This is a genomic window from Vreelandella sp. EE27, from assembly GCF_968206495.1.
On sequence record NZ_OZ309109.1, the window covers coordinates 2,507,370 to 2,529,892 of the forward strand.

At 59.5% G+C, this 22,523-nt stretch carries 13 protein-coding genes; 5 read left to right on the plus strand and 8 right to left on the minus strand.

Annotated elements, in window-relative coordinates; all coding sequences use genetic code 11:
* Positions 1-39: 39 nt before the first annotated feature.
* The 4 genes from ACWHVV_RS11875 to ACWHVV_RS11890 form a co-directional block, all read right to left on the minus strand.
* Complete coding sequence (locus tag ACWHVV_RS11875) at positions 40-1,500, minus strand: TolC family outer membrane protein (RefSeq protein ID WP_447926429.1); 1,461 nt, start codon at positions 1,498-1,500, stop codon at positions 40-42.
* A complete protein-coding gene (locus ACWHVV_RS11880) occupies positions 1,500-2,879 on the minus strand; it encodes an HlyD family type I secretion periplasmic adaptor subunit (protein WP_447926430.1) in 1,380 nt (459 codons plus the stop codon). The genes ACWHVV_RS11875 and ACWHVV_RS11880 overlap by 1 nt, the downstream gene beginning before the upstream one ends.
* Before the next feature lies 1 nt (position 2,880).
* Positions 2,881-4,641, minus strand: a complete 1,761-nt coding sequence (locus ACWHVV_RS11885) for a type I secretion system permease/ATPase (protein ID WP_447926431.1) — start codon at positions 4,639-4,641, stop codon at positions 2,881-2,883.
* A 146-nt stretch (positions 4,642-4,787) separates the two neighbouring features.
* Positions 4,788-7,124 (minus strand): DUF4214 domain-containing protein, encoded by a 2,337-nt coding sequence (locus tag ACWHVV_RS11890; protein ID WP_447926432.1) that lies wholly within the window; start codon positions 7,122-7,124, stop codon positions 4,788-4,790.
* 330 nt (positions 7,125-7,454) lie between these two features.
* Here ACWHVV_RS11890 and ACWHVV_RS11895 point away from each other — a divergent pair, with 330 nt between their 5' ends.
* Both ACWHVV_RS11895 and ACWHVV_RS11900 read left to right on the plus strand, forming a co-directional pair.
* Positions 7,455-12,218 carry an ExeM/NucH family extracellular endonuclease gene (locus ACWHVV_RS11895; RefSeq protein ID WP_447926433.1) on the plus strand — a complete coding sequence of 1,588 codons (4,764 nt, stop codon included), beginning with the start codon at positions 7,455-7,457 and terminating at the stop codon, positions 12,216-12,218.
* Positions 12,219-12,356: 138 nt separating this feature from the next.
* Positions 12,357-13,787 (plus strand): phosphomannomutase, encoded by a 1,431-nt coding sequence (locus tag ACWHVV_RS11900; protein WP_447926434.1) that lies wholly within the window; start codon positions 12,357-12,359, stop codon positions 13,785-13,787.
* Positions 13,788-13,856: 69 nt separating this feature from the next.
* On the opposite strand, the gene glyA is transcribed toward ACWHVV_RS11900, so the two are convergent.
* From glyA to ACWHVV_RS11915, 3 genes are all read right to left on the minus strand, one after another.
* Positions 13,857-15,122 carry a serine hydroxymethyltransferase gene (gene glyA, locus ACWHVV_RS11905; RefSeq protein WP_447926435.1) on the minus strand — a complete coding sequence of 422 codons (1,266 nt, stop codon included), beginning with the start codon at positions 15,120-15,122 and terminating at the stop codon, positions 13,857-13,859.
* Between the two features lie 258 nt (positions 15,123-15,380).
* Positions 15,381-17,942, minus strand: a complete 2,562-nt coding sequence (locus ACWHVV_RS11910) for an ABC transporter permease (protein WP_447926436.1) — start codon at positions 17,940-17,942, stop codon at positions 15,381-15,383.
* Entirely contained in the window at positions 17,935-18,750 is an 816-nt protein-coding gene (locus ACWHVV_RS11915; protein WP_447926437.1) for an ABC transporter ATP-binding protein, read from the minus strand. Before ACWHVV_RS11915 ends, ACWHVV_RS11910 begins: the two co-directional genes overlap by 8 nt.
* 40 nt (positions 18,751-18,790) lie before the next feature.
* Between ACWHVV_RS11915 and ACWHVV_RS11920 the strand changes: the two genes are divergently transcribed.
* From ACWHVV_RS11920 to ACWHVV_RS11930, 3 genes are all read left to right on the plus strand, one after another.
* Positions 18,791-19,405 (plus strand): arylesterase, encoded by a 615-nt coding sequence (locus ACWHVV_RS11920; RefSeq protein WP_447926438.1) that lies wholly within the window; start codon positions 18,791-18,793, stop codon positions 19,403-19,405.
* Between the two features lie 130 nt (positions 19,406-19,535).
* Positions 19,536-20,240 carry a transglutaminase-like cysteine peptidase gene (locus tag ACWHVV_RS11925; protein ID WP_447926439.1) on the plus strand — a complete coding sequence of 235 codons (705 nt, stop codon included), beginning with the start codon at positions 19,536-19,538 and terminating at the stop codon, positions 20,238-20,240.
* 14 nt (positions 20,241-20,254) lie between these two features.
* Positions 20,255-22,162, plus strand: coding sequence for an EAL domain-containing protein (locus tag ACWHVV_RS11930; protein WP_447926440.1), 1,908 nt, complete (start codon positions 20,255-20,257; stop codon positions 22,160-22,162).
* 18 nt (positions 22,163-22,180) lie between these two features.
* Here ACWHVV_RS11930 and ACWHVV_RS11935 read toward each other — a convergent pair whose 3' ends face one another.
* Entirely contained in the window at positions 22,181-22,504 is a 324-nt protein-coding gene (locus tag ACWHVV_RS11935) for a tryptophan synthase subunit beta like protein (protein WP_447926441.1), read from the minus strand.
* Positions 22,505-22,523 lie beyond the last annotated feature (19 nt).

Sequence of the window (22,523 nt, forward strand, 5' to 3'; positions counted from 1 at the left end):
ATGACTTTGACTTGTTTTTATCACGGCCATAGTTGCTGGCTACCGGGCGACCTGTGCGGTGGTGGACATGGACGCCAGTAACGCCATAATGCGGTCCAGATCCTGACTCTCCAGGCTACCCACCGCCGCGTGAAGCGACAACAGATCCAAAGCGTAGTCACCCACGGCATTGACATACTGAATACGCTGGTCGTAGAAGCTCGAACGCGCATCCAGGACGTCGACCAGGTCCCGAAGACCCAACTGCTCGCCGCGCTCGGCGGCATCCAAAAAGAGCTGACTCGACTCGATTGCACGATTCAGAGCCTCGAGACGGCGCTGGCCTCCGTTGAGCGCCCTAACGCGCCGGCGAACTTCTTGCATGGCCAGGTTGCGCTCGTTATCGACAGCCGCTTGGCTTGCTTCGATACGTTTTTCACCCTGGCGAACACTTGCATTGGTGTAGCCGCCACGGTAAATGGGTACGCTTACCTCGACGCTTGCGCGGTAGTCTTCGCTTTCGCGATAAGGGTCGTCGCTGTCGCGGTCCGAGTAGCTGACATTGAGGTTGAGTTCGGGATAATAGCCCGAGCGACTTACGCTTGCATCGGCCTGGGCCACTCTTTGTTGCTCGCCGGCCAGCAAAACATTCAGATTTTGCCCGGTACGCGGAAGCCAGCCGTCCGCTTCGCCGATTTCGTCAGCCAGCACGACATCACCCAGTTCGCCTGGCGAGCTACTGGCAAAACTCGGCATTACGCCGGTCAGTCTTTCCAGTTCACTCAGCGCGTTATCCAGCTCGTTTTCCGCCTCGACCGCGTCGGAGACCGCCTGGTCGTAGCGCGACTGCGCTTCCAGAAGGTCAACGCGATTCCCTATCCCCAAGTCAAAGGCACGATCTGCCTGGCGAACCTGCAAATCCAGCGACTCCTGCTGAGCTTCTAAAAGCCCCAGACGCTGTGCGGCCAGGTAGGCCGTAACGTACGCTTCGCTAACCTGAAGCGCCAACTCCTGCTCGACGACCGCCAGCCGCAGCTCGGCGGCGCTAACCTCGGCGTTGGCGACATCGACGCCGCGCCAACGCTCCAGGCTAAACAAAGGCTGTTGCAATTGCACTTGGTAGAAGGTTTCGTCAACTTGCTGAGGACGATCCGGATTCTGGGGGATACCCAACTCCTCATCGCCTACCGTTTGAAGATTGGTCGAATCCTGCCAGAGATAGCCGCCGTTGGCCGAGACCTCAGGTAGCAGACGCGAGCGTGCCATGGGGATCTCTTCACGCGTCGCCTCGAGCTCCAGGCGCTGCCGGGAAAGATCCGAATCGTGTTGGAGCGCCCGGACGAACAGCCCAGGTAGCGATGGCAGCGTCTGAGGCTCACTGGCGGTCGCGTCAGAAAGTGTCGAAAACTCGCTCAATGCCTGCGGGTCGGCGGGCATATCCGTTTGCGCGAGCGCCGATTGGCTAACCAGTGCGACGGAAAACGCTAGGGCGCTTAGCGCAAAACGTGATGTCCTTGTCATTAATCCTCCCGGATGGCGCGCGCGAGCATATCGGTGACCGGCTTGCCGATATAGCTTGCAAAGGTGCGTTCGCCGGTGCGAATCATCACTTCTGCCGGCATACCGGAAAGCAGTTGCATTTGCTCGGTCATATCCTCTTGACCTTCATCGGTGACCTTTATGCGCGTTTTATAGTAGCGCTGGCCGGTCGCTTCGTCTTCAAAGCTGTCGGCACTGATATGAATGATTTCGCCGTCGATCTGGCTCGTTAAGCGCTGGTTAAAGGCCGAGAAACGGATTTCGGCAAATTGGCCTATAAAGAGACTATCGATCTCGCGAGTAGGTACGCGCGCCTCGACCACGAAGCCGTCGTTTGAGGGCACGACATCCATGATGGTGTCGCCGGGGCGAATTACCGCTCCGATCGTGTGTACCTGCTGACCCACCACGGTGCCGGAAACCGGCGCACTGACGACCGTGCGGTTCACCTGATCTCTCAATGAGGTGATTTGCTCTTCCGCCTCGGCAATTTGCGACTGCGCAGTACGCAGTTGCTCACCGATTTCAGCCTGAAACTCTTGGCGAGTGGTTTCTTTCTGCAAACGGTTTTCGCTGATCTGCGAACGCAGTTGGGCAATATTGGCCTGAAATTCGGCGTTGTCGCCTTCATACTGCAGTATCAGGCGCTCGAGCTCGCGCAGACGCTGGTTATCACCCAGACCTTCACGGTACAGCGAGCGGAAATCCTGGGCTTCGGAGCGCAGCGAGCTAATCCGCTGATTATTCACGCGGGTACGCGATTCAAGCCCTTCGATTTGCTCCTGCATCTGAACGATCTGCTCGTCCATTGCTTCCATAGAGCTATTAAACGATTGGCGCCGCGCCTGAAAGAGCCCTTGTTGTACGGCGGTCACACGCTGAACGCGGTCGATGTCGATATTGCTGAGTTCTTCCGGCATCTCCAGTATATCATCGCCCTGCTGCTCGGCGAGCAGCCGCGCTTCCATGGCGCGGTTGATATAATACTGGGATTGGGCGATTTCCAACTGCGAGCGTACCTGGGTATCGCTTAACACTACCAGGGGTTGACCGGCCTCTACGTGGTCGCCGTCGTTGACCAGCAGCTCGCGTACGATACCGCCTTCCAAATGCTGGACGGTACGCTTGAACGACTCCATGGAGACATTGCCCGGCGCCACTACGGCAACGGCGAGCGAGGCGGTCACCGACCACAGCACGAATCCACCCAATGCAATGCCCAGGATGGCGTATCCGAGCCTACGATACCCCTTGTCGCTGGTGGGTAGCGCTTCTTCGGCCTCGCCGTCGATCGTTGCCGGGCCTTGCGGTGTCACATCAATTTCGTTTTTTGCCGGAAGCTGCTCGTTGTGCTTACTCATCCTACGACTCCTCGCTGCCACCGTTACGACCGCCGGAAATCGCAGAGAGACGCGTCGAACTCTGCTGACTTACCTGGGGGCGCGATTTTTTGGCAAACTGGGCAAGCACCTGGTCTCTTGGGCCAAACATGCTCACTTGCCCCTCTTTCATCACCAACAGTTTATCCATGGACTTGAGCACGCTGGTGCGGTGGCTGATCACAAACAGCGTAGTGCCCTCATGTTTCAGACTCGCGATAGCTTCGCTCAAGGCACGCTCGCCGGCATCGTCCAGGTTGGCATTGGGCTCATCCAACACAACCAGAACGGGGTTGCCGTATAACGCCCGCGCCAGTCCCAGACGCTGACGCTGCCCACCGGATAGCGCGCCGCTACTAGAAGAAATAACGGTGTCGTAGCCATCGGAAAGTTCAAGTACCATTTCATGAACCCCGGCTTTTTTGGCCGCCTCTACTACCTTTTCCGGGCTAAGCTGACCAAAACGGGCGATATTCTCGCTGATGGTGCCGTCGAAAAGCTCGATATCCTGGGGTAGATAGCCGATATAAGGCCCCAACTCGTCGCGGTTATACTGATTGATTTCGCCGCCATCGAGGCGGACATCGCCTACCTGAGTAGGCCAGATACCCAGCAATACGCGCGCAAGCGTCGACTTACCGGCAGCGCTGGGGCCGATAATGCCAACATGCTCGCCCTGGGCGACATTGAAATTGATACCGCGAATCGTTGCCATGCGTGCCCCGGGAGGTGCGGCGGCAACGTTTTCGACATCGATAACCCCTTGAGGGGCCGGTAGCGACATATGGCGATCTTCATCGGGGATTTGGGTCAGTAGATCGTTCAAACGACTGTAAGCTCCGCGGGCGGCCACAAAACCTTTCCAACCGCCGATCATCTGGTCGATAGGTGCTAACGCGCGGCCCATCAAAATCGAACCAGCGATCATCATGCCCGGGCTCATATCACCATTGAGTACCAGCAATGCACCCAAGCCAAGAATCAGCGACTGGAACATCAGGCGCAACACCTTGGATGTGTTCGTCAAGGCACCTGCACGGTCACTGGCCTGGGATTGCTTGGCCAGAAACTCGTGGTGGCGCTTGGACCACCGCCCCATGATACCCGGCAGCATTCCCATCGCGTGGAGCACTTCCGAGTTACGAAGGTTGGAGTTTGCCAAATTTTGGGCCTGGATTTGTTCGCTATTCGCCTCGGCTAAAAGTCCTTTGGTCGATTTCTCATTAACGACCGCGAGTACAAACAAAATGATGCCCGCGCCGGTAGCGAACAAACCAAGCCAAGGGTGAAAAATAAACAAAATGCCCAGGTAAATGGGTACCCAAGGCGCATCGAAAAACGCAAATAATCCGTTGCCGGTCAGAAATTGACGCAAACTGGTCAAGTCATTTAGCGGCTGGGCGCTTTGGGCTCCCTGGGCCACCAAACTGCGTTTAAACATGGCACTGTAGAGGCGCTGGTTGATCGTGGTATCCAAGCGGTTACCAATTCTTACCAGCATACGGGACCTGACCAACTCCAGCCCGCCCATGACCATAAAAAGAAACACGACCACCAGCGTTAGCATTAACAAAGTGTCAAAACTTTGGGTGGTTAGAACGCGATCATAAACCTGGAGCATATACATCGGGGGCACGAGCATCAGCAGATTGACAAACATACTGAAAAAGCCCACCGACACGAACGAACCTTTACAGGCGCTCAAAGCGCGCTGTAGATCCGTTGCTTCCTGTTGCTTTGCCATGGAGGGGTCACCGTAGAATCAATAAAATCACGCGAGGTAGAATCGCGGCAGCATAACAGAAACGCCCCTGCCAGGGGTAGGGGCGTTGTGAGCGTCAGACGCTTTCGTGATGGAGAGCATTGACCCTCTGCAGAGGATCCGCTCGCCTAGCCATACATCATTAAGCTTTCCTGCGACTCGGTGAAACCGATCATGACGGCGCCTTGATCGGCACCGCTTTCGAGTTCACCTACCCAGAACTCTCTGCCCTCAGCATCCGCCTCTCTTTCAAGGACGTTAGAGTACATCAGATCAACGAAGGCATCATCCTGGATATCTGCGTTCTGCTGCTGAAACTCCCGGGAATCGATAAAGTAATTGGCAATTTCGCCCAGGCTAGTGGATTGACTGGAGTCGAGCCAATAGCCAAGTCCTTGACCGTCCGCATCTCGGTCGAACGCCGCATCATAAAAACGCAGTAGTGGATCGACGGTATCAAGCAACACGGCATCGTCGCGGAAAGCCAGATTCTGAATGCGCGTATCTTCACCGACCGGTGTTTCGGCTTCATTAAAAGGCGTTTCGCTGTACATCGCCCCCATGTACTCGGCAAAGGCGTCCTGCTCGGTACCTTTTTCGGCAAAGTCGAACTTGCCATCCAGGTCGTAGGCGTCTAAAAGGTCGACACGGTCGATGTAATTACCCTCGAGCGGATAGGCATCTCCCCCGTCCGCCATAAAGCCAAGAGTCACCACCTTCACGCTCTCTTCGGCGTTACCCACTAAACGGCCGTTGGCGACCAGAACATCGTGAATCTGACCATCATCGTTCAGGATAGCCGCGCTTTGAATGCGCTCCCCGGCGGGCTTTTCCCAATCGAAGCTGTACTGAATACCGCCCACCTGAGCAAACTGCCCGGCGGTGATATTCGGCGCAGAAGCCGCGACGGCGTGCTCGAGTACGTCCAACAAAGTGCTACGCGTCAGCGTCAAAATGGCAAGGTCATTATTAAAGCGTAGCGCCGAACCAGCATCGAGCTGTGACACGGCGCCTTCCGGCTTGCCGATTGCCGGATTTGCGCCCGGCGGCTGGTAGCTAGGCTCACTATCGCCCCCTTGCACCACTACATCACCGATGGGCTCACGGATGCCGCCGCTATTTTTGAAAGAGACCATGACATCGCTGTCGACCTGTTTGGCATACCAGAGATTGGCGTCAGCCGTCAGATTCCCCAGGTTGGACTCTTCGGTACGCACCGTACCTCGGTCACCGTTCAAGTAAACATCGGTGAAGCCCAGAATATTGCCGTCCTGCTCTTCGACGAAGGCACCGACAGCGCCAACCAAATCTTGCGCCACCTGCCCCTTGGTACCTTCTGCAAACGCGGCCTCGAGGCTGCCCCATAGCGCTTCGACCTGCTCGTCGGTAGACGCGTAAATGCCAGAGGTCGCCGGGTCGATCGACTCGGGGATGATATTACCGTTCTCATCGAACTCGACCACGAGTTGCGCCACGTAGCGCCAGCCCGCATCGGTATTAACGACCACGACATCATTACCGGAGGCGTCCTGGGTCAGGATGGGGTAGGACTTGTAAGGCTCGCCGGCGCCGGGGAAAAGGCCACGGTCGATATCCTGCTCATTGGCGAGCAGAGAATCAGAGCCCCCCGCAATCACGATATCCACACCATTCAATAGCGTGGCAAGCTCTTCTTCGAACTGAATCTGCTGCAGGTGCGAGCTTAAGATGATCTTGTTGACACCGCGCGCCTCGAGCTCGTCGATCACCGGCTGAATAACACCCGCCAGCGCCTGCATGTCGTCACGCCCACCGGTAATGACATCGACATCGCCCGTTGATGAGATGCTCTCGAGGATCTGCGTAGTGATACCAATAATACCAATTTGCTCACCACCGCTTTCGGCAATGACCGCCGGCGCAAGCTTGGGCTTATCGGCACCGGCCAACACTTCCTCCAACGTGGACTGAAACGCTTCGCTGGAAAAAATTTCGTTGGTTGCCAGGCCGCTCAGCGCCGCATCGTTGGAGAAGTCCAGGTTGGCGGAAAGGTAGGGGAACTGCGCCCCCAGCCACTCGACATCCGCAGCGCTGTCGCCGTTGGTGACCGGCGCAATCATGTCGGCAATCAATCCCGTGCCCAGGTCGAATTCGTGGTTACCAAGAGCAACGGCTGCGGCGTCGATCAAGTCCATCAATAGCGTTTCGACACGGCCCGATGCGGCCGTTATGCCGCTCATGGAGCCCGCTTCCAGCCCATACACATCTTCCACCGCCGTTTGGAAGGCCGACTGCAAGCTCTCTTCCGCCGCCGCGTTCAGGTAAGGCCCCGGCAAAACCAGATCGCCCGAGCTCACAAACAGGCTATTAGCGTACTGATCTTCCAAATGATCGACTATCGAGATGAAGTTCGGTGCGTTTAGTAGATCGCCCCCGCCGCCTTCCATGTCCGATGCGTGCAGAAGCTGTAGCTGAAAGTTGCTCATTGAAATCCCCTTGTTTTCCGTGGCCGTTTTTCGTGGCAAGCTTTTGAAGCAGGTAGCGATATTACCTGGCGATTAATGACGAAAGCATGACAGTTTGAATAAAGCCAGGTGATCTTAGTTTATCGGGCTTTGCTATAAACAATAATTAATAATCATCAACTTGCAACAATTCGCACACCCCAGCGTCACGGTATCGACATATTGAGTGGTTAGGCTGAGCCGATCACTCGTAACATTAAGTAACTTTCAATACTCATTGTTACGACGCCACAGCTGCCGCTTTATGCATAAACACAATGAATGAACCACCGCTCCAGGGGGCTTTTAGATATGGAAAATCAAACGATCATCGGTACGCTTTATCAAACACTTTTACTTCGTCAGGCCGATGAAGAAGGACTGAATTACTGGGTGGGCTTACTGGAAAACGGCACACTGGATACACAGGCCGTAGCGCGCAATTTCATGTCTAGCGCCGAGTTCACTTCGAGCATCCAGCCCTTGACCGAGCTTTACACGACCCACCTGCTACGCCCGGCGGATATCGAAGGGCTTTCCTACTGGGCCAACATGTACCGTTCGGGTGTATCGTTGGAGGAGATTACCGGCTATTTAAAAGCGTCGGCCGAATTTCAGGCAACCAACGGGCAGGCGAGCGATGCTGACTGGCTCGACCAGGCTTACCTTGGCATTTTGGGTCGTTCCCCGGACATTTCCGGGGCATCCTACTGGCTAGAGCTGCTCGAAGCGGGCAGTTCCCGCGACGAGATCGCCCAGGCACTAGCCGCCAGCAGTGAAAGCCAGCAACTCAAACCCGCTCAAACGCTGCAAGCGTTGACCGGGAATAACAGCGGCAATACGACCAACGATTTCGATACGTTGCTGGACGACCTGGTTGATCAAATAGAACGGGAAGCAGCTCAGCCCGAACAACCCGATGAACCTGAAGTGCCGGAAGAACCTGGAGAGCCAGAGGCACCTGGAGAACCAGAAGCGCCTGAGGAGCCAGAAGCCCCCGAAGAGCCAGGCGAACCAGCGCCGCCGGAAGAGCCCGAAGTACCGGAAGAGCCAAGCGAGCCAGAGCTGCCCGAAGAGCCCGAACTACCGCAAGAGCCAAGCGAGCCAGAGCTGCCCGAAGAGCCAGAAGCGCCGGAAGATCCAAGCGAGCCAACGCTGCCGGAAGAGCCGGAACTGGATAGAACGCCCCAGCCGGTTTTTGATCTTGGTGAGCGCTACTATCAGGGCAGCTCGGATGCCTCGGCGGCGGTAGCCATTAACGAAAACCTGATGCTGGTCGCCGATGACGAAGACCAAACGGTACGCCTTTATGATCGCGCGGCCGGCGGCGAGCCCCTCAGCGAGTTCAATCTCAACGAGGCCCTGGGGCTTAGCAATGGCCAGGAAGCCGATCTGGAAGCGGTTGCCAGCTACCAGGGCGTGCAGTACTGGTTAGGCTCCCACGAAACCAGCCAGCGTTCCCTGCTTTTCGCAACGGAAGTCACCGGCGATAGCGCTGATGATCTGTCGATCAACGTGGTGGGGCAGTTTACTGGACTGGCCGCTCAGTTGGCCGCCTGGGACTCGGGTAATGGCCATGGGCTTGGCGAGAATGCGCTCAACCTCGAGCAAGGCCTCAATATCGAAGGCGCTGTCTTTATCGAGGACACCCTTTATCTGGGGCTTCGCGCGCCGCTGGATGGCGGGTTTGCGCAGCTGTTACCGGTTACCAACGCCGCTGAGTTAGTGACCGGTGCAGCGACTCAAGCCTCTTTTGGCGAGCCCTTGCGCCTGGACCTGGACGGACGCGCGGTGCGTGCCATCGAATCAGCGGGCGACGAAGGCTATCTGATCCTGGCGGGCCCGGTAAACGATAGCGACGATACCGGCTTCGGCCTCTATTTCTGGGACGGCGATTACGCCGTGCGCGAAATCGAAGGCGTCGACTTGAACACCCTGCCCCGGGAAATCGGTGCCAAGCCCGAAGCGCTGTTTGATATCGTAGCCAGCGACGACGGTATCGCCGCCAGCGTGTTGTTCGATAGCGGCACGGTGGACTGGTTCGACGATGGCCGTGAATCCAAAGACCTTCCCGATAGCCAGCAGCAATTTATCGGCACCGACGTCACGTTCGACGCGTTTCCGGACATGGTTCCGCGCGCCGGGGATATCGCGGTCACCGCCGTGAGCGGTAGCGACAAGGAGTTCCAGTTCGTCGCGCTGCGCGGTATCGCCGAAGGGGCTGAAATCACCTTTACCGACTCCGGCTGGATGGGCGACGGTTTCCGCGCCAACGAAGGCGCCGTGAAATGGACCGCCCCCGAGGGCGGTGTGGCCCCCGGCACCGTCGTTTCCCATACCCGCGACGCCGATCAGTTTTCGGATGCCAACAGCGCCGCCGTGGGTAATGGCAGTTTCAACCTGTCGGTCAGCGGCGACCAGGTCCTCGCCTTTGTGGGCGAGGACACCAACCCCGAGTTTATCTACGCGGTGCAGACCAACAGCGACGAGTGGCAGGAAACCTCCACCAACTCCAACAACTCGGCGCTGCCGACCGGTCTTGAAAACGGCCTGACGGCGGTCGCAGTGGGCCGCGAACGCAACGCGGCGTTCACCGGTGAAGGTTACGGGACGGCGGACGAGCTCTTGAGCGCGATCAGCAACCCGGACAACTGGGAATTCGCCAATAGCGCCATGCCCGAAGGGCTGACCCAGACCTTCCGCATCGGCACTACGCAAGCGCCCTACGTCCCCGGTGAAACCGACATCGGTCTCGCGATTACCGAAATCTGGCCAGGTCAGGACGGCGCAGATGTGACCGAGGACTGGTTCGAGATCACCAACCGCTCGGACGAGTCGCTGGACTTTGGCAGCGCCCCGCTCTACTACGACGACGACAGCGCCTCGCCTCAGGATGCCGTGCTGATCGAGGGGCTTACCACGCTCGCACCCGGCGAGTCGGCCATCGTCATCGTCGATGGCGGAGAAGAGGCAGTTACCCAGTTCCGGGACGCCTGGAGCAACCTGGCCAACATCGACACCCTCAAGATCGGCTACGCCGATAACGCCGCAGGCCTGGGCAGCGGCGGCGACGCCGTTACCCTGTGGCAAGGCGACCCGCGAGTCGATGGAAACCAGATCGCCTTCGAAGCCTACCCGGACACGACGGGTAACGATGCCGCGTCCTGGAACGTGGATCGCCAGGCATTCACGCAGCAAGATGAAGAAGGCGCCAACACCTCTACCGCACTAGGCGGTGACGGCAGCAACGTTGCCGCCCTCGCCTCCCCCGGTACGGCCATCATGCCCGAGCCCGAGATCACGCTGATCTCTACAGTCCAGGGCGAAGGCGGTACCAGTGCTCTGGACGGCGAAGCCGTGACGCTGGAAGCGATCGTCACCATGGTCACTCCGGGCCTCGATGGTTTCTTCCTGCAGGAAGAGGATGAAGACAACGACGATAACCCGCTCACCTCGGAAGGTATCTTCGTTTACGCGGGCAGCGGCAGCGGCGAGTGGCTATCGCAGCTCTCGGCCGGCGACCAGGTCCGGATCGGCGGTACCGTGTCCGAGTATTATGACAAAACACAGCTGACCGCGGATCGCTCGAGCCTGAACGTTCTACAAAACGACCAGCCCCTGCCGCAAAGCCAGGTCATCAAGCTGCCCTTTGCCAACAAGCAAGGCCTGGAGGCCTTCGAAGGCATGCGCGTGGCTATCGAGGCGATGGATGGTCAGCCCCTGGTGGTGACCGAGCTTTACGAGCTGGGCCGTTATGGTGAAGTCACGCTGTCGGCAGGCGGTCGCCTCGAGCAATTTACCGAGGTGAATGCGCCCAGCGTCGAAGGCTACACCGAGTGGCTGGAAGACGCTGACGCACGGACCATCAAGATCGATGACGCAAACTCCGCCCAGAACCCGGACCCGATCATCTTTGGTCGGGGCGGCGAGGAGTTGTCGGCGTCCAACCCGCTACGCGGCGGCGATCAGCTGGATACGCTGGAAGGCGTTCTGGACTTCAACTTCGGCGAGTGGAAAGTACAAAACGTGGAAGGCCTGGATTTCTACGGCGACGAACGCCCGGCCACGCCGGACGTGGATACACTAGGGGATGCCAGCGTCAAGGTCGCCTCGTTCAACGTGCTGAACTACTTCACTACCCTGGGCGATAGCGGCGAGCAGACACGAACCCTCAACGGTACGACTCACAGCCCACGAGGCGCCAATAACGCCGAGGAGTTCGCCCGCCAGGAAGCCAAGATCGTCGAGGCGATCAACACAAGCGGTGCCGATGTGCTGGGCCTGATGGAGGTCGAGAACAACGGCTACGGCGAAGATAGCGCCCTGGCGAGCCTGGTAGACGCGCTCAATGCGGATATCCAGAGCAAAGGCATCGAGGATGTCACTTGGGCATACAGCACGCCTCGGGACGCGCAAGGCAATATCGAGAGCGCCGGCGACGACGCCATTACCGTGGGGGTGATCTACAATAGCCAAGCCGTAAGCCCTGAAGGCGATGCCGCCACCAAGACCGATGGCGCGTTTGCTTTTGGTAATCGCCCGCCGGTGATGCAGACCTTTACTGATAGCAACGGCGAGCAGTTCTCCGTGGTCGTCAATCACTTCAAGTCCAAGGGCAGCGTGATCAATGGCGAAGACGCCATCGGTGACGGCCAGGGCAACAACAACCCCACCCGCGTGGAAGCGTCGGAAGAGCTGCTCGCCTGGCTCGAGACCAACCCTACCGGCAGCGACGATCAGGATGTCCTCATTCTGGGGGATCTGAACGCCTATGCCATGGAAGATCCGGTCACGACCCTGACGGACGCCGGTTTCGAATTGCTCGACGACGACTACAGCTACGTGTTCGATGGCTTTTGGGGGTCGCTCGACCATGCGCTGGCAAGCGAATCGCTGGCCGATCAAGTCACCGGTACGACCACGTGGCATATCAACTCGGATGAGGCGAGCGCGCTGGATTACAACACCGAATTCACCACCGAGCGCCAAAATGAAAACCTCTATGCGGCGGACCCGTTTCGCAGCTCCGACCATGACCCTATCCTGGTGGGATTGAACCTGGGCGCCGAGTTATAGGCTCTCTCCCGTTCCAGTCACCTTTTAGCCCTCGCTTTGCGAGGGCTTTTTCGTTTTGGGTGACGGCCATGGCAAGCCACGTCGCGCGCCATTAGAATGCCGGACACGCTGACTTTATTCCCCTGACAGGAGACGCACTTGAACGCTTCCCCCACCACCTCCGAGATTATCGATGCAAGCGGCATCGCCTTTGGCACCAGCGGCGCGCGGGGCCTGGTGGAGCAATTCACCGATCAGGTATGCGCTGCTTTTACCGTGGCCTTTATCGACGCGATGCGCGCCGGCGCGAAGGTCGAGCGGATCGCGCTGGGCATGGACCGGCGTCCCAGCAGCCCGGCCATGGCGGCGGCCTGTACCAGTGCGGCCAAGGCGCTGGGGCTCGCGGTGGATGATTATGGCGTTCTCCCCACCCCGGCGCTTGCCCTCAAGGCGATGACCGATGAGGTGCCCTGCATCATGATTACAGGAAGCCACATTCCGTTTGATCGTAACGGTATCAAGTTCTACCGCCCGGATGGGGAAATCACCAAAGCCGACGAAGCAGCGATTCTAGCCAGTAACGTAGCGATGCCTGCCCTGGCGCCACCGGCCAGAGAAGCCGTGTCCGACGCGGCCAACCAGGCATACACCGCTCGCTACACGCATTGGTTCGACGGTAAGCCGCTGGCAGGATGGCGCGTGGGCTTATACCAGCACTCCGCCGCCGGCCGGGATCTCAACGCACACGTTTTAGAAGCGTTGGGGGCCAAGGTCATCGTGTTGGGGCGCAGCGACGACTTCGTACCGGTCGATACCGAAGCAGTGAGCGAAGAAGACCAGGACCTGGGGCGCGCCTGGGCTTTGCAGCACGATTTGCACGCGCTGTTATCAACGGATGGTGACGGCGACCGCCCCTTGCTAGGCGACGAGAACGGCACCTGGCTTCGGGGCGATATCGTGGGCTTGCTCTGCGCGCGGACGCTCGGCATCGAGGCACTGGCCGTGCCGGTTAGCTGTAATACGGCGATCGAGGCTTGCGGCGCTTTTGAAACCGTCGAGCGCACGCGTATCGGCTCGCCCTATGTGCTGGCGGCAATGCAACGCCTGCGCACGCAGTTCGAGCGCGTTGCCGGCTTCGAGGCCAACGGCGGCTTTCTCCTCGAGTCGCCGCTACAGCAGCAGCACCGTACGCTAGCCGCCCTGCCCACCCGCGACGCTTTGCTGCCCGCCTTGACCCTAATGGTAGAGGCAGCGCGCTTGCAAAAGCCACTCTCCGCGCTCAACGCCGCCCTGCCCGAGCGCTACACCGCAAGCGACCGGCTCAAAGACTTTGCGACCCAAAAGAGCCAGCAACTGTTGCAGCAGTGGCAAGCCGAGCCCGAACGATTGTCGCGCACTCTGGGCGTTGAAGCCGCTATCAGCGCGCTGGACACCACCGACGGCTTGCGCGCCACGTTTGAAAATAGCGAAATCATTCACCTGCGCCCCTCCGGTAACGCGCCGGAGCTTCGCTGCTACGTGGAAGCCGGCTCGAGCGAGCGCGCCCATCAACTGGTGCAGCACTGCCTAAAAACCCTAAAAACGCTTTAAACAGGCAATAAAAAACGGGTGCCGCCAGGCACCCGTTTTGACTTCCCCAGCGGGAAAAACGTTTAACGCTTACTTGTAAACCGGCAGACGCTGGCAAACCTTCGCGACTTTCTCGCTGATCGAGGCCTCGACCGCGGTCGTGTCATCGCCGCTGGCGAGTACGTCCAGCAGATCGCAGATCCAGCCGGCGAGTTCGCTACATTCGGTCTCGCCGAAACCGCGGGTGGTCACCGCCGGGGTGCCGATACGCAGGCCCGAGGTGATGAACGGGCTTTGCGGGTCGTTGGGAACGGCGTTCTTGTTGACGGTGATATGCGCGCGGCCCAGCGCGGCATCGGCGTCTTTACCGGTGACGCCCTGTTTGACCAGCGAAAGCAGGAAGAGGTGGTCTTCGGTGCCGCCGGAGACGATATCGAAACCGCGATCGATGAACACCTTCGCCATGGCCTGAGCGTTTTTCACGACCTGCTGCTGGTAGGTCTTGAACTCGGGTGCCATCGCCTCCTTGAAACAAATCGCCTTGGCGGCAATGACGTGCATCAAGGGGCCACCCTGGCCACCAGGGAAGACAGCGGACTGCAGCTTCTTCTCGATATCCGCGTCGTTTTCGGCGGACAGAATCACGCCGCTACGCGGGCCACGCAGGGTTTTATGCGTAGTGGAGGTGACCACGTGGGCGTGGGGCAGCGGGCTCGGGTAAACACCTGCCGCGACCAGACCGGCGACGTGGGCCATATCCACCAGCAGGTAGGCGCCCACTTCGTCAGCGATTTCGCGGAATTTCGCCCAGTCGATGATCTGCGAGTAGGCGGAGAAACCGGCGATGATCATTTTGGGCTGGTGCTCGCGGGCAAGCGCGGCCACCTGGCCGTAGTCGATCAACCCCTGATCGTTCAGGCCGTACTGGATGGCGTTGTAGTGCTTGCCGGAAAAGTTGGGCTTGGCACCGTGAGTCAGGTGGCCGCCGGCGTCCAGGCTCATGCCCAAAATGGTGTCACCAGGCTTGACCAGCGCCTGAAACACCGCGCTGTTGGCCTGAGAGCCGGAGTGGGGCTGAACGTTGACGTAGGTCGCGTCGAACAGCTCCTTGGCGTAGTCGATCGCCATGTTTTCCGCGATGTCCACGAACTCGCAGCCGCCGTAGTAACGCTTACCGGGGTAGCCTTCGGCGTACTTGTTGGTGAGCTGGCTTCCTTGCGCTTCGAGTACGCGGGGGCTTGCGTAGTTTTCCGAGGCAATCAGTTCGATGTGATCTTCCTGGCGGGCCACTTCTTTCTGCATGGCCTCAAAAAGCGCATCATCAAACCCGGCAATGGTCATATCGCGGCTGAACATGGGGAAACCTCGTAGGCTAGGGCATCAATAAAAGCAAGGCGGCCATGATACCTCAGCCGGAGGCGACTTTCATCGCATCCGGCTCAGCCACACCATGAAGCCCTTTCATAAAGCCCTTTCACACCCCCTTCACACCACGCCCCCATTCACTACTCACTATTCACTACTTACCATTCACCATTCACTATTCACTACTTACCATTCACCATTCACCATTCACTATTCACTACTTACCATTCACCATTCACCGCCCCCCACCTAAGCCTCACCCAGCAGGCCAAGACTTGCCGCCGGCGCTTGGCGACGAAGGCTTCGCGACAGCACATGGCCAATCACGCCGATCAACAGCGCCCCGCCCAACGGGAGCGCAAGCCACAGCGCAACGTGTACGCGTGGCGTCAGATCCAGCCAGTAAAGGTAAAGCGCAGCGCTGGCGATTTCGGCTAATAAGGCGCCCATCAAGCCGCTTGCGAAGCCCAAAAGCGCATACTCGGCGCCCTGCACGCGGGAGATCATTTGATTGCCCGCGCCGAATACGCGCAAAAGCCCGCTTTCGTGGGCGCGCACCGGGCGGCTGGCAGTGAGTGCTGCGTACAGCACGCTGACCCCGGCCATGAGGACGAGCAGCAGGATCAGCTCGACGGCGCGGGTAACCTGACCCAACACGTCGCGCACTTGGCCGAGGATGGCGTCCACGTTCAAAAGCGACACACCCGGGAAATCCCTGACCAGCTGCGAAATCAGCCCCTCTTCACGCTCGGGAAGATAGAACGCGGTAATGTAGCTGTGCCCAAAGCTCTCCAGCACGCCGGGCGGGAAAATCACGAAAAAATTGGGCTTGAAGCTATCCCAGTCGAGGCTTCGAAGACTTGCGATACGGGTGTCGATCGACTCACCGCCGATGGAGAACGTCATCGTATCGCCCAGCGCAAGGCCGAGACGCTCGGCCAAGCCTTGCTCGACGGAGATGGGAACGGTGGCCGCACCGGGGCTCGCGTCGACTTCGCTCATAAAGTCCTGGGAGGCATTGGCCGTCGATTCAAACCACTGACCCGCGACGATGTCGTTGCCCTCGGGCAGCTCGGCTTGCCAGGTCAGATTGAGCTCGCGGCGCAGCGCGCCGTCGCCCCGGGCATCCTCGGGTACGGCGTCGCGCGGAGGCTGGTCGTTGATGGCCGTGATACGCCCGCGCACCATGGGGTAGAGCGCGCTTTGGGTATCCACCCGCGGCGTCACCATGGCGTCGAAGGCGTCGCGCTCACTGGGCTGAATGTTGATCGCGAAGTAGTTGGGCGTATCCTCGGGCAGCTGGCTTTGCCAGGTGGTCAACAGGTCGCCGCGCACCAGCACGATCATGGCCATGGCAAAGAACGTCACGGAGAATGCCAGCAGTTGCCCCCTTCCCGCCTGCTTGCGCCGGGCAAGCTGGCGGCCGCCCAGCCGGAGCGCCTGGCTCAAGGGCGTCGCCCCGGAAAGCCGCGCCACGGCGTTGAGAACCAGACTCAGCAGCAAGGCGCTGGCCATCCACAGTACGCCCAGCAGCACCGCGCCGCCTACCAAAAGCCCCAGGGCCAGCGAGAAGCTACCCGAGTAAAGCCACAACAGCCCGCCGAATACCAGGCTTGCCACGCCGACCACCAGCCAGGCCGCTGGAGGCACCGGGTCCAGCTCCCGGCGCAGCACTTTGAGCGCGCTCACCTGTTTGATGCGCAAAAGCGTAGGGCCGGCGAACCCGACCAGCACGGCAAGCGCGGTCAGCACACCCAGGCCTAGCGGCATGATTCCCGGCGGCGGGAGCGTCAGTGGTAGAAATTGAGCCAACAGCCACAAAAGCACCGCTTGGCCCGCCAACCCCAACAGCGCCCCTAGCAGCGAGGCGATCAGCGCAAGCCCCAAAAGCTGTAGCGCAAAGATCGTCACGAGCTGGTACTGGCTGGCCCCAAAACAGCGCAGCAGTGCGGCGGTGTCCAGGTGGCGCTCTACGTAACGTTTGGTCGACATGGCCACGGCCACACCGGCCAGCAGCACGGCCACCAGCCCAGCCAGGCCCAGGTAGCTCTCCGCCCGCGCTAGAGCGTTACCCAACTGGGGGCGGTCCACGCGCACGTCGCGCACCTCCACCCCGGCTTCTCTCAACTCGGTCAGCAGCGGCTGTACGCGATCGAGTGCGCGGGGCGGGCCGGCGGCTAGAATTTCGAATTCGATACGCGAGCCCGGCTGGATGAGTCCGGTGGCGTCGAGATCCCCGGTATTGAGCATCAGGCGTGGGTTGAAACTGCTAAACCCGGCGGATTGGTCGGCTTCGCGCTCCAGGATACCGGTAATCACAAGCTCGGTCTGGCCGACTCGAACGCTTTCGCCCAGCGTCAATTCGAGCAGTTCGGCAAGCCGTGGGTCGGCCCAGGCCTCGCCCGGTGGCGGGCCGGAGGCGATCTCTTCAGCGCCGCGGCCAAGGTCGACCAGGGTGACGCCGTAGTGGGGGTAAACATCGTCCACCGCCTTGAGGCTGGTGGGCTGAAAATGCTCGCCGCGGCTGATCATCGACACCAGGTCGACCTGGTCGCTCAGCGCAAAACCGGCCTGCTCGAGGGTCGCGCGCAGTGCATCATCGAAGGGCTCGCGCTGTTCGAGAACGAGATCACCGCCCATCATCTGCCCCGCCTGACGCTCGAGACCGCGCTCGAGGCGATCGAGGAAAAACGCGATCATGGTCGAAGCCGCTACGGCTAGCACCAGGGCGACGAATAGCGCGCGCACGTCCGAGGCGCGCAGATCCCGCTTCAGGCTACGCCCGGCCAGGCGCCAGTTCACACTACTCATCAACACCGCCTTGCGTGACATGGCCTGGGTCGAACGGTGTCAACTGTCCACCTTCCAAACGCAGACAGCGGTCGCAGCGCCGTGCCAGGGCGTGGTCGTGGGTGACCAGAATCAAGGTGGTACCGGCCTGCTGGTTCAACGTAAAAAGCAGATCGATCACCTGGGCGCCGGTGTCCGGGTCCAGGTTACCGGTGGGCTCGTCGGCAAAGACCAATTCGGGGTCGGTCACGAAGGCCCGGGCAATGGCTACGCGCTGTTGCTCGCCACCGGAAAGCTGCTTGGGCAGGTGCGCCACGCGCTCGCCAAGCCCCACGCGATCGAGCCAGGCGTGTGCGGTTTGGGTTTCACCGGCGCGCGGCGAAAGCTCCAGCGGCAACAGCACATTTTCCAGTGCGCTGAGCGTGGGCAGCAGTTGAAAATTCTGAAACACGAACCCTACACGCCCGGCGCGCAGTGCCGCACGGCCATCTTCATCCAGACGACTCAAGGGATGGCCAAACAGGCTCAGCTCGCCGTCACTTGGCGTATCGAGCCCGGCCAGAAGGCCTAAAAGGGTCGACTTCCCTGCCCCGCTTTTGCCTAAAATCGCCACGGTTTCCCCTTGGGCAATGCTCAGCGAGAGATCCTTTAAAATGGTCAGCGAGCGTTCACCGCTTTTCACCTGCTTGCAAAGCTTTTCGGCCAGCAACACCGGCGGCCCTTGTATTGCACCCAAAGCGTGCGATGACGCCGGGTCATCAGTTAAGCTTTGCTGTTGAGTACCAAGATGAGCAGACGATCTCGTATCCGGTTCAGAGGAGTAGGACATGAAGCGTGGCATCCCTTTAACGTGGCATAGGCTTACGTGCATGGTAACCGGGGGACTACTGACACTGGTAGTCATCTTTAACGCGAGCCTGGCAAGCGCCGATGCCCGGCCAACGCTTCTGGTCATGGGTGACAGCCTAAGTGCGGCCTACGGTATCGAACAAGACCAGGGTTGGGTCAGGCTTTTGGAGCAGCGCCTGGAAGATGAGGCGACCGTGGTCAACGCCAGTATCAGCGGCGAGACGACAAGCGGTGGGGCCGAGCGTTTCGAGGAGATACTCACAAAGCGCGAGCCCGATATCGTTCTTTTGGAGCTCGGTGGCAACGACGGCCTGCGCGGTCTGCCGCCGGGCCAAATGCGCGCTAACCTCGCCAGCATGATCGAACAAAGCCAGCAAATCGATGCCCAGGTGCTGTTGCTGGGGATCGATATTCCACCCAACTACGGCCAGGCCTACCGCGACGCGTTCACCGGCGTTTATCACTCCCTGGCCGATGAGTACGATATTCCGCTGGTCCCCTTTTTGCTGGAAAATATTGCGCTAAACCGCGAGCTCATGCAAAGCGACGGCATCCATCCCACCGCCGAGGCCCAGCCCCTTATTATGGACAACGTATGGCCCGCCCTCGAGCCGATGCTGGACAACGCAGACTAGGCGATGCCCGCGCGCAGAGCCTGCAAGATTATTTTACTCATACCGTTCAACTCTTTTCATGATGAGGGTTATAGCACTACCGGCCGCTAACTTGTAATCTTAAGCTTTATTTGACGGCGGCCAAGCCTCCATGCCCAGGTGTTCATCCTCTTCCAGACCGACCCTCTCCCGACGGGCGCTGTTGACCAGCGCCGGTCTATTGGCGCTGGGCGCAGGCCTGGGACTTTTTCCTTTCAGTGCTTCGGCCTATGATCCGGCGCGCTTACGCCAGCGGATGAGCGCGCTTTATGGGCCGTCCGGTGTGAACGTGCTGGAGGGGTGGTTTGCGCTTTTGGAGCGGGCGGCCAATCGGGATATCCAAACCCAGCTGCGTGAAGTCAACGACTTCTTTAACCGCAACATTCGCTGGGTCGACGACATTGTCACCTGGGGCGAAGAGGATTACTGGGCGACCCCGCTCGAGGCCATGGGCAAGGGCCAGGGCGACTGCGAAGACTACTCCATCGCCAAATACATTACGCTAAAGCAGCTAGGAGTGCCCGGCGAGCGCCTGCGCATGATCTACGTACGTGCCCGTTTGGGGCGTAGCCAGGTAACTCAAGCGCATATGGTGCTAGGCTATTACGCGACCCCCGAGGCGGAGCCGCTCATTCTGGACAATATCGCACCGTCGATTTCTCCTGCTTCGCAGCGTACCGACCTGGACCCGCTTTTCAGTTTCAACAGCGAAGGGTTATGGGCCGGCGGCTCATCACAATCGCGTGCCGACCCGCTTGCCCGGCTTTCGCGCTGGCGAAGTGCGTTAGAGCGTATGCAATCACAAGGCTTTTTATAAAAAGGACGTGCCGTATGTCGCTTATCAAACAGCTTTGGCTGGCTATTATAGGGCTTTTGCTGCTTTCCTTTATTGGAAGCCTTGCGATCAGCATTACCACCAGCCGTGGCTATATCGAGCAGGAAATCAGCATCAAGAACGAGGACAATGCCACCGCGCTTGCGCTGTCGATGAGCCAGCTGGATAAGGACATGGTGACCCTCGAGCTTTTGATATCGGCGCAGTTCGATACCGGCTACTACCAGCAAATCGTGCTGCGCGACACCGCGGGTGATGTTCTGATCGAGCGCGCCGCCAACGCGTACCAGGGGAGCGTCCCCGGCTGGTTTCGTGCGCTCGTGCGCTTCGATATTCCGCCGGGCCAAGCCACCATTCAGGACGGCTGGCGCCAGTTCGGCACCCTCATCCTTGAAAGCCAGTATAGCTTTGCCTACGCCGCACTTTGGAAAAGCTTTCTAGAGCTGGCCGGCTGGTTCATCGCCGCGGGAGTGGCGAGCCTGGCGGCCGCGGCGGTGATCGTCAGCAGCATCAAGCGCCCATTGACCCGCGTGATTGCCCAGGCACGGGATATCAGCGCCCGGCGTTTTACGACCATACAAGAGCCCAGTACGCTCGAGCTTCGCGAAGTGGCCCGCGCCATGAATGCGCTATCCAACAATGTCCGTCAAATGCTGACCCACGAAAGCCAGAAGCTTGACGAGCTGCGCCGTGACCTGCAGCAGGACCGCTTGACCGGGGCGCTAAATCGCAACGTTTTCATGGGCCGCTTGGCCGCCCTGCTGGATAGTGACGACGCCCGGGCTAACGGGCTGATGGTCATGGTGCGTGTACAGGATTTGCCCCAGTTAAACCAACGACTCGGCCACGATGAAACGGACGCCTTGTTGAAAGCGCTCGTAAAGCAGTTGGAAGTGCTGGATACCACCTCGGAAGAAGCATTGGTGGGTCGTTTGAACGGTAGCGATTTCATGCTGGTGCTACCACATCAAAGCCATATAGAGGCGCTTTACGAAGAGCTTTGCCAAGCGCTTACGGCCGCCACGGCGAACCTCCCCGAGGTCGAGGTACGCCTGCCCGCCGCGATTACCAGCTACTCATCCAGTGATGAGCGAAGCGTGCTGCTGGCAACGCTGGATACTGCGCTGGCCGAGGCAGAAAGTGCCCAACAAGCGCCCCGCGTGATCGTTCGAGAGCGCGAGCATCAGGCACTGTTTGCCACCCACGCGGACTGGCGTTCGGCGCTGGATCTGGCCATCCTGCAAGGCCCCCAGCTTGGCCGTTTTCCGGTACTGGACAACCACCAAAACGTGCTCCACTACGAGAGCCCCGCCAGGCTTGAACTGGCCGAGCAGTGGCAAAGCGCCGGCGTGTTCATTCCCTGGCTTGCGCGCTTCAGTCTGGAGGCTTCGCTGGACAAGGCCGTCATCCAGCAGGCGCTGGAGCTTCTACGTGCCGAGCCCGGCCATACGCTGGGTATCAACCTTTCTATCGCCACCATCACCAATGCGCAGTTCGTGACCGAGCTGCGTACGCTGTTGGAAAGAAACGCCGCTTTAGCCCCCAGGCTCTGCTTCGAAATACCCGCCACCCTCGACCCCTACGCGATTGCCAGCTTCCGCGGGTTCTGTTCGGCGCTGCGCCACCTCGGCTGCCAATTCGGGATCGAGCACGTGGGGGCGGCGTTCACAAGGCTTGCCGACTTGCAGGATATCGGTCTTTCGTATTTGAAGGTGGACAGCAGCCTGGTGCGCGACATTCACGCATCCTTTGAGCAGCAGAGCATTCTGCGAAGCATGACCACGCTTTGCCACTCGTTGGGCATTCTGGTGATTGCCGAAGGGGTAACGACCGAGCAGGAGCTGAGCCAGCTTTTCCGTATGGGCCTGGATGGCGCTACCGGCCCGGGCGTTCGTACCCCCTAATCGAGGCCCACGGCGGTATCAAATGATACCGCCGTCCTCACTAATCAGGTTGACGTTGTTTTTGGAGCGCAGCGACTTACGCTGCATGACCTTGTTCTGCGCCGCCTCGGGCAAGTCGGTAAACGAGATCACGCCCTTATCCAACAACACCTCCATTAAATCTTCCACCACCCGCACGAAGGCCAGATCCGATGCGAGGAAGTTGGCCGAGGACCCGGGCTGCTCCGCCAGAAATGCCAGCACCTCCGGGTCGTCGGCCGCGATCTGCTCCGAGAACTCGCTGGAGGCCTCTTTGCTGAGAAGCACAATCTCACCCGCCGCATTGCGTTTGATATAAAACATCGCCACTCCCACTTCCATT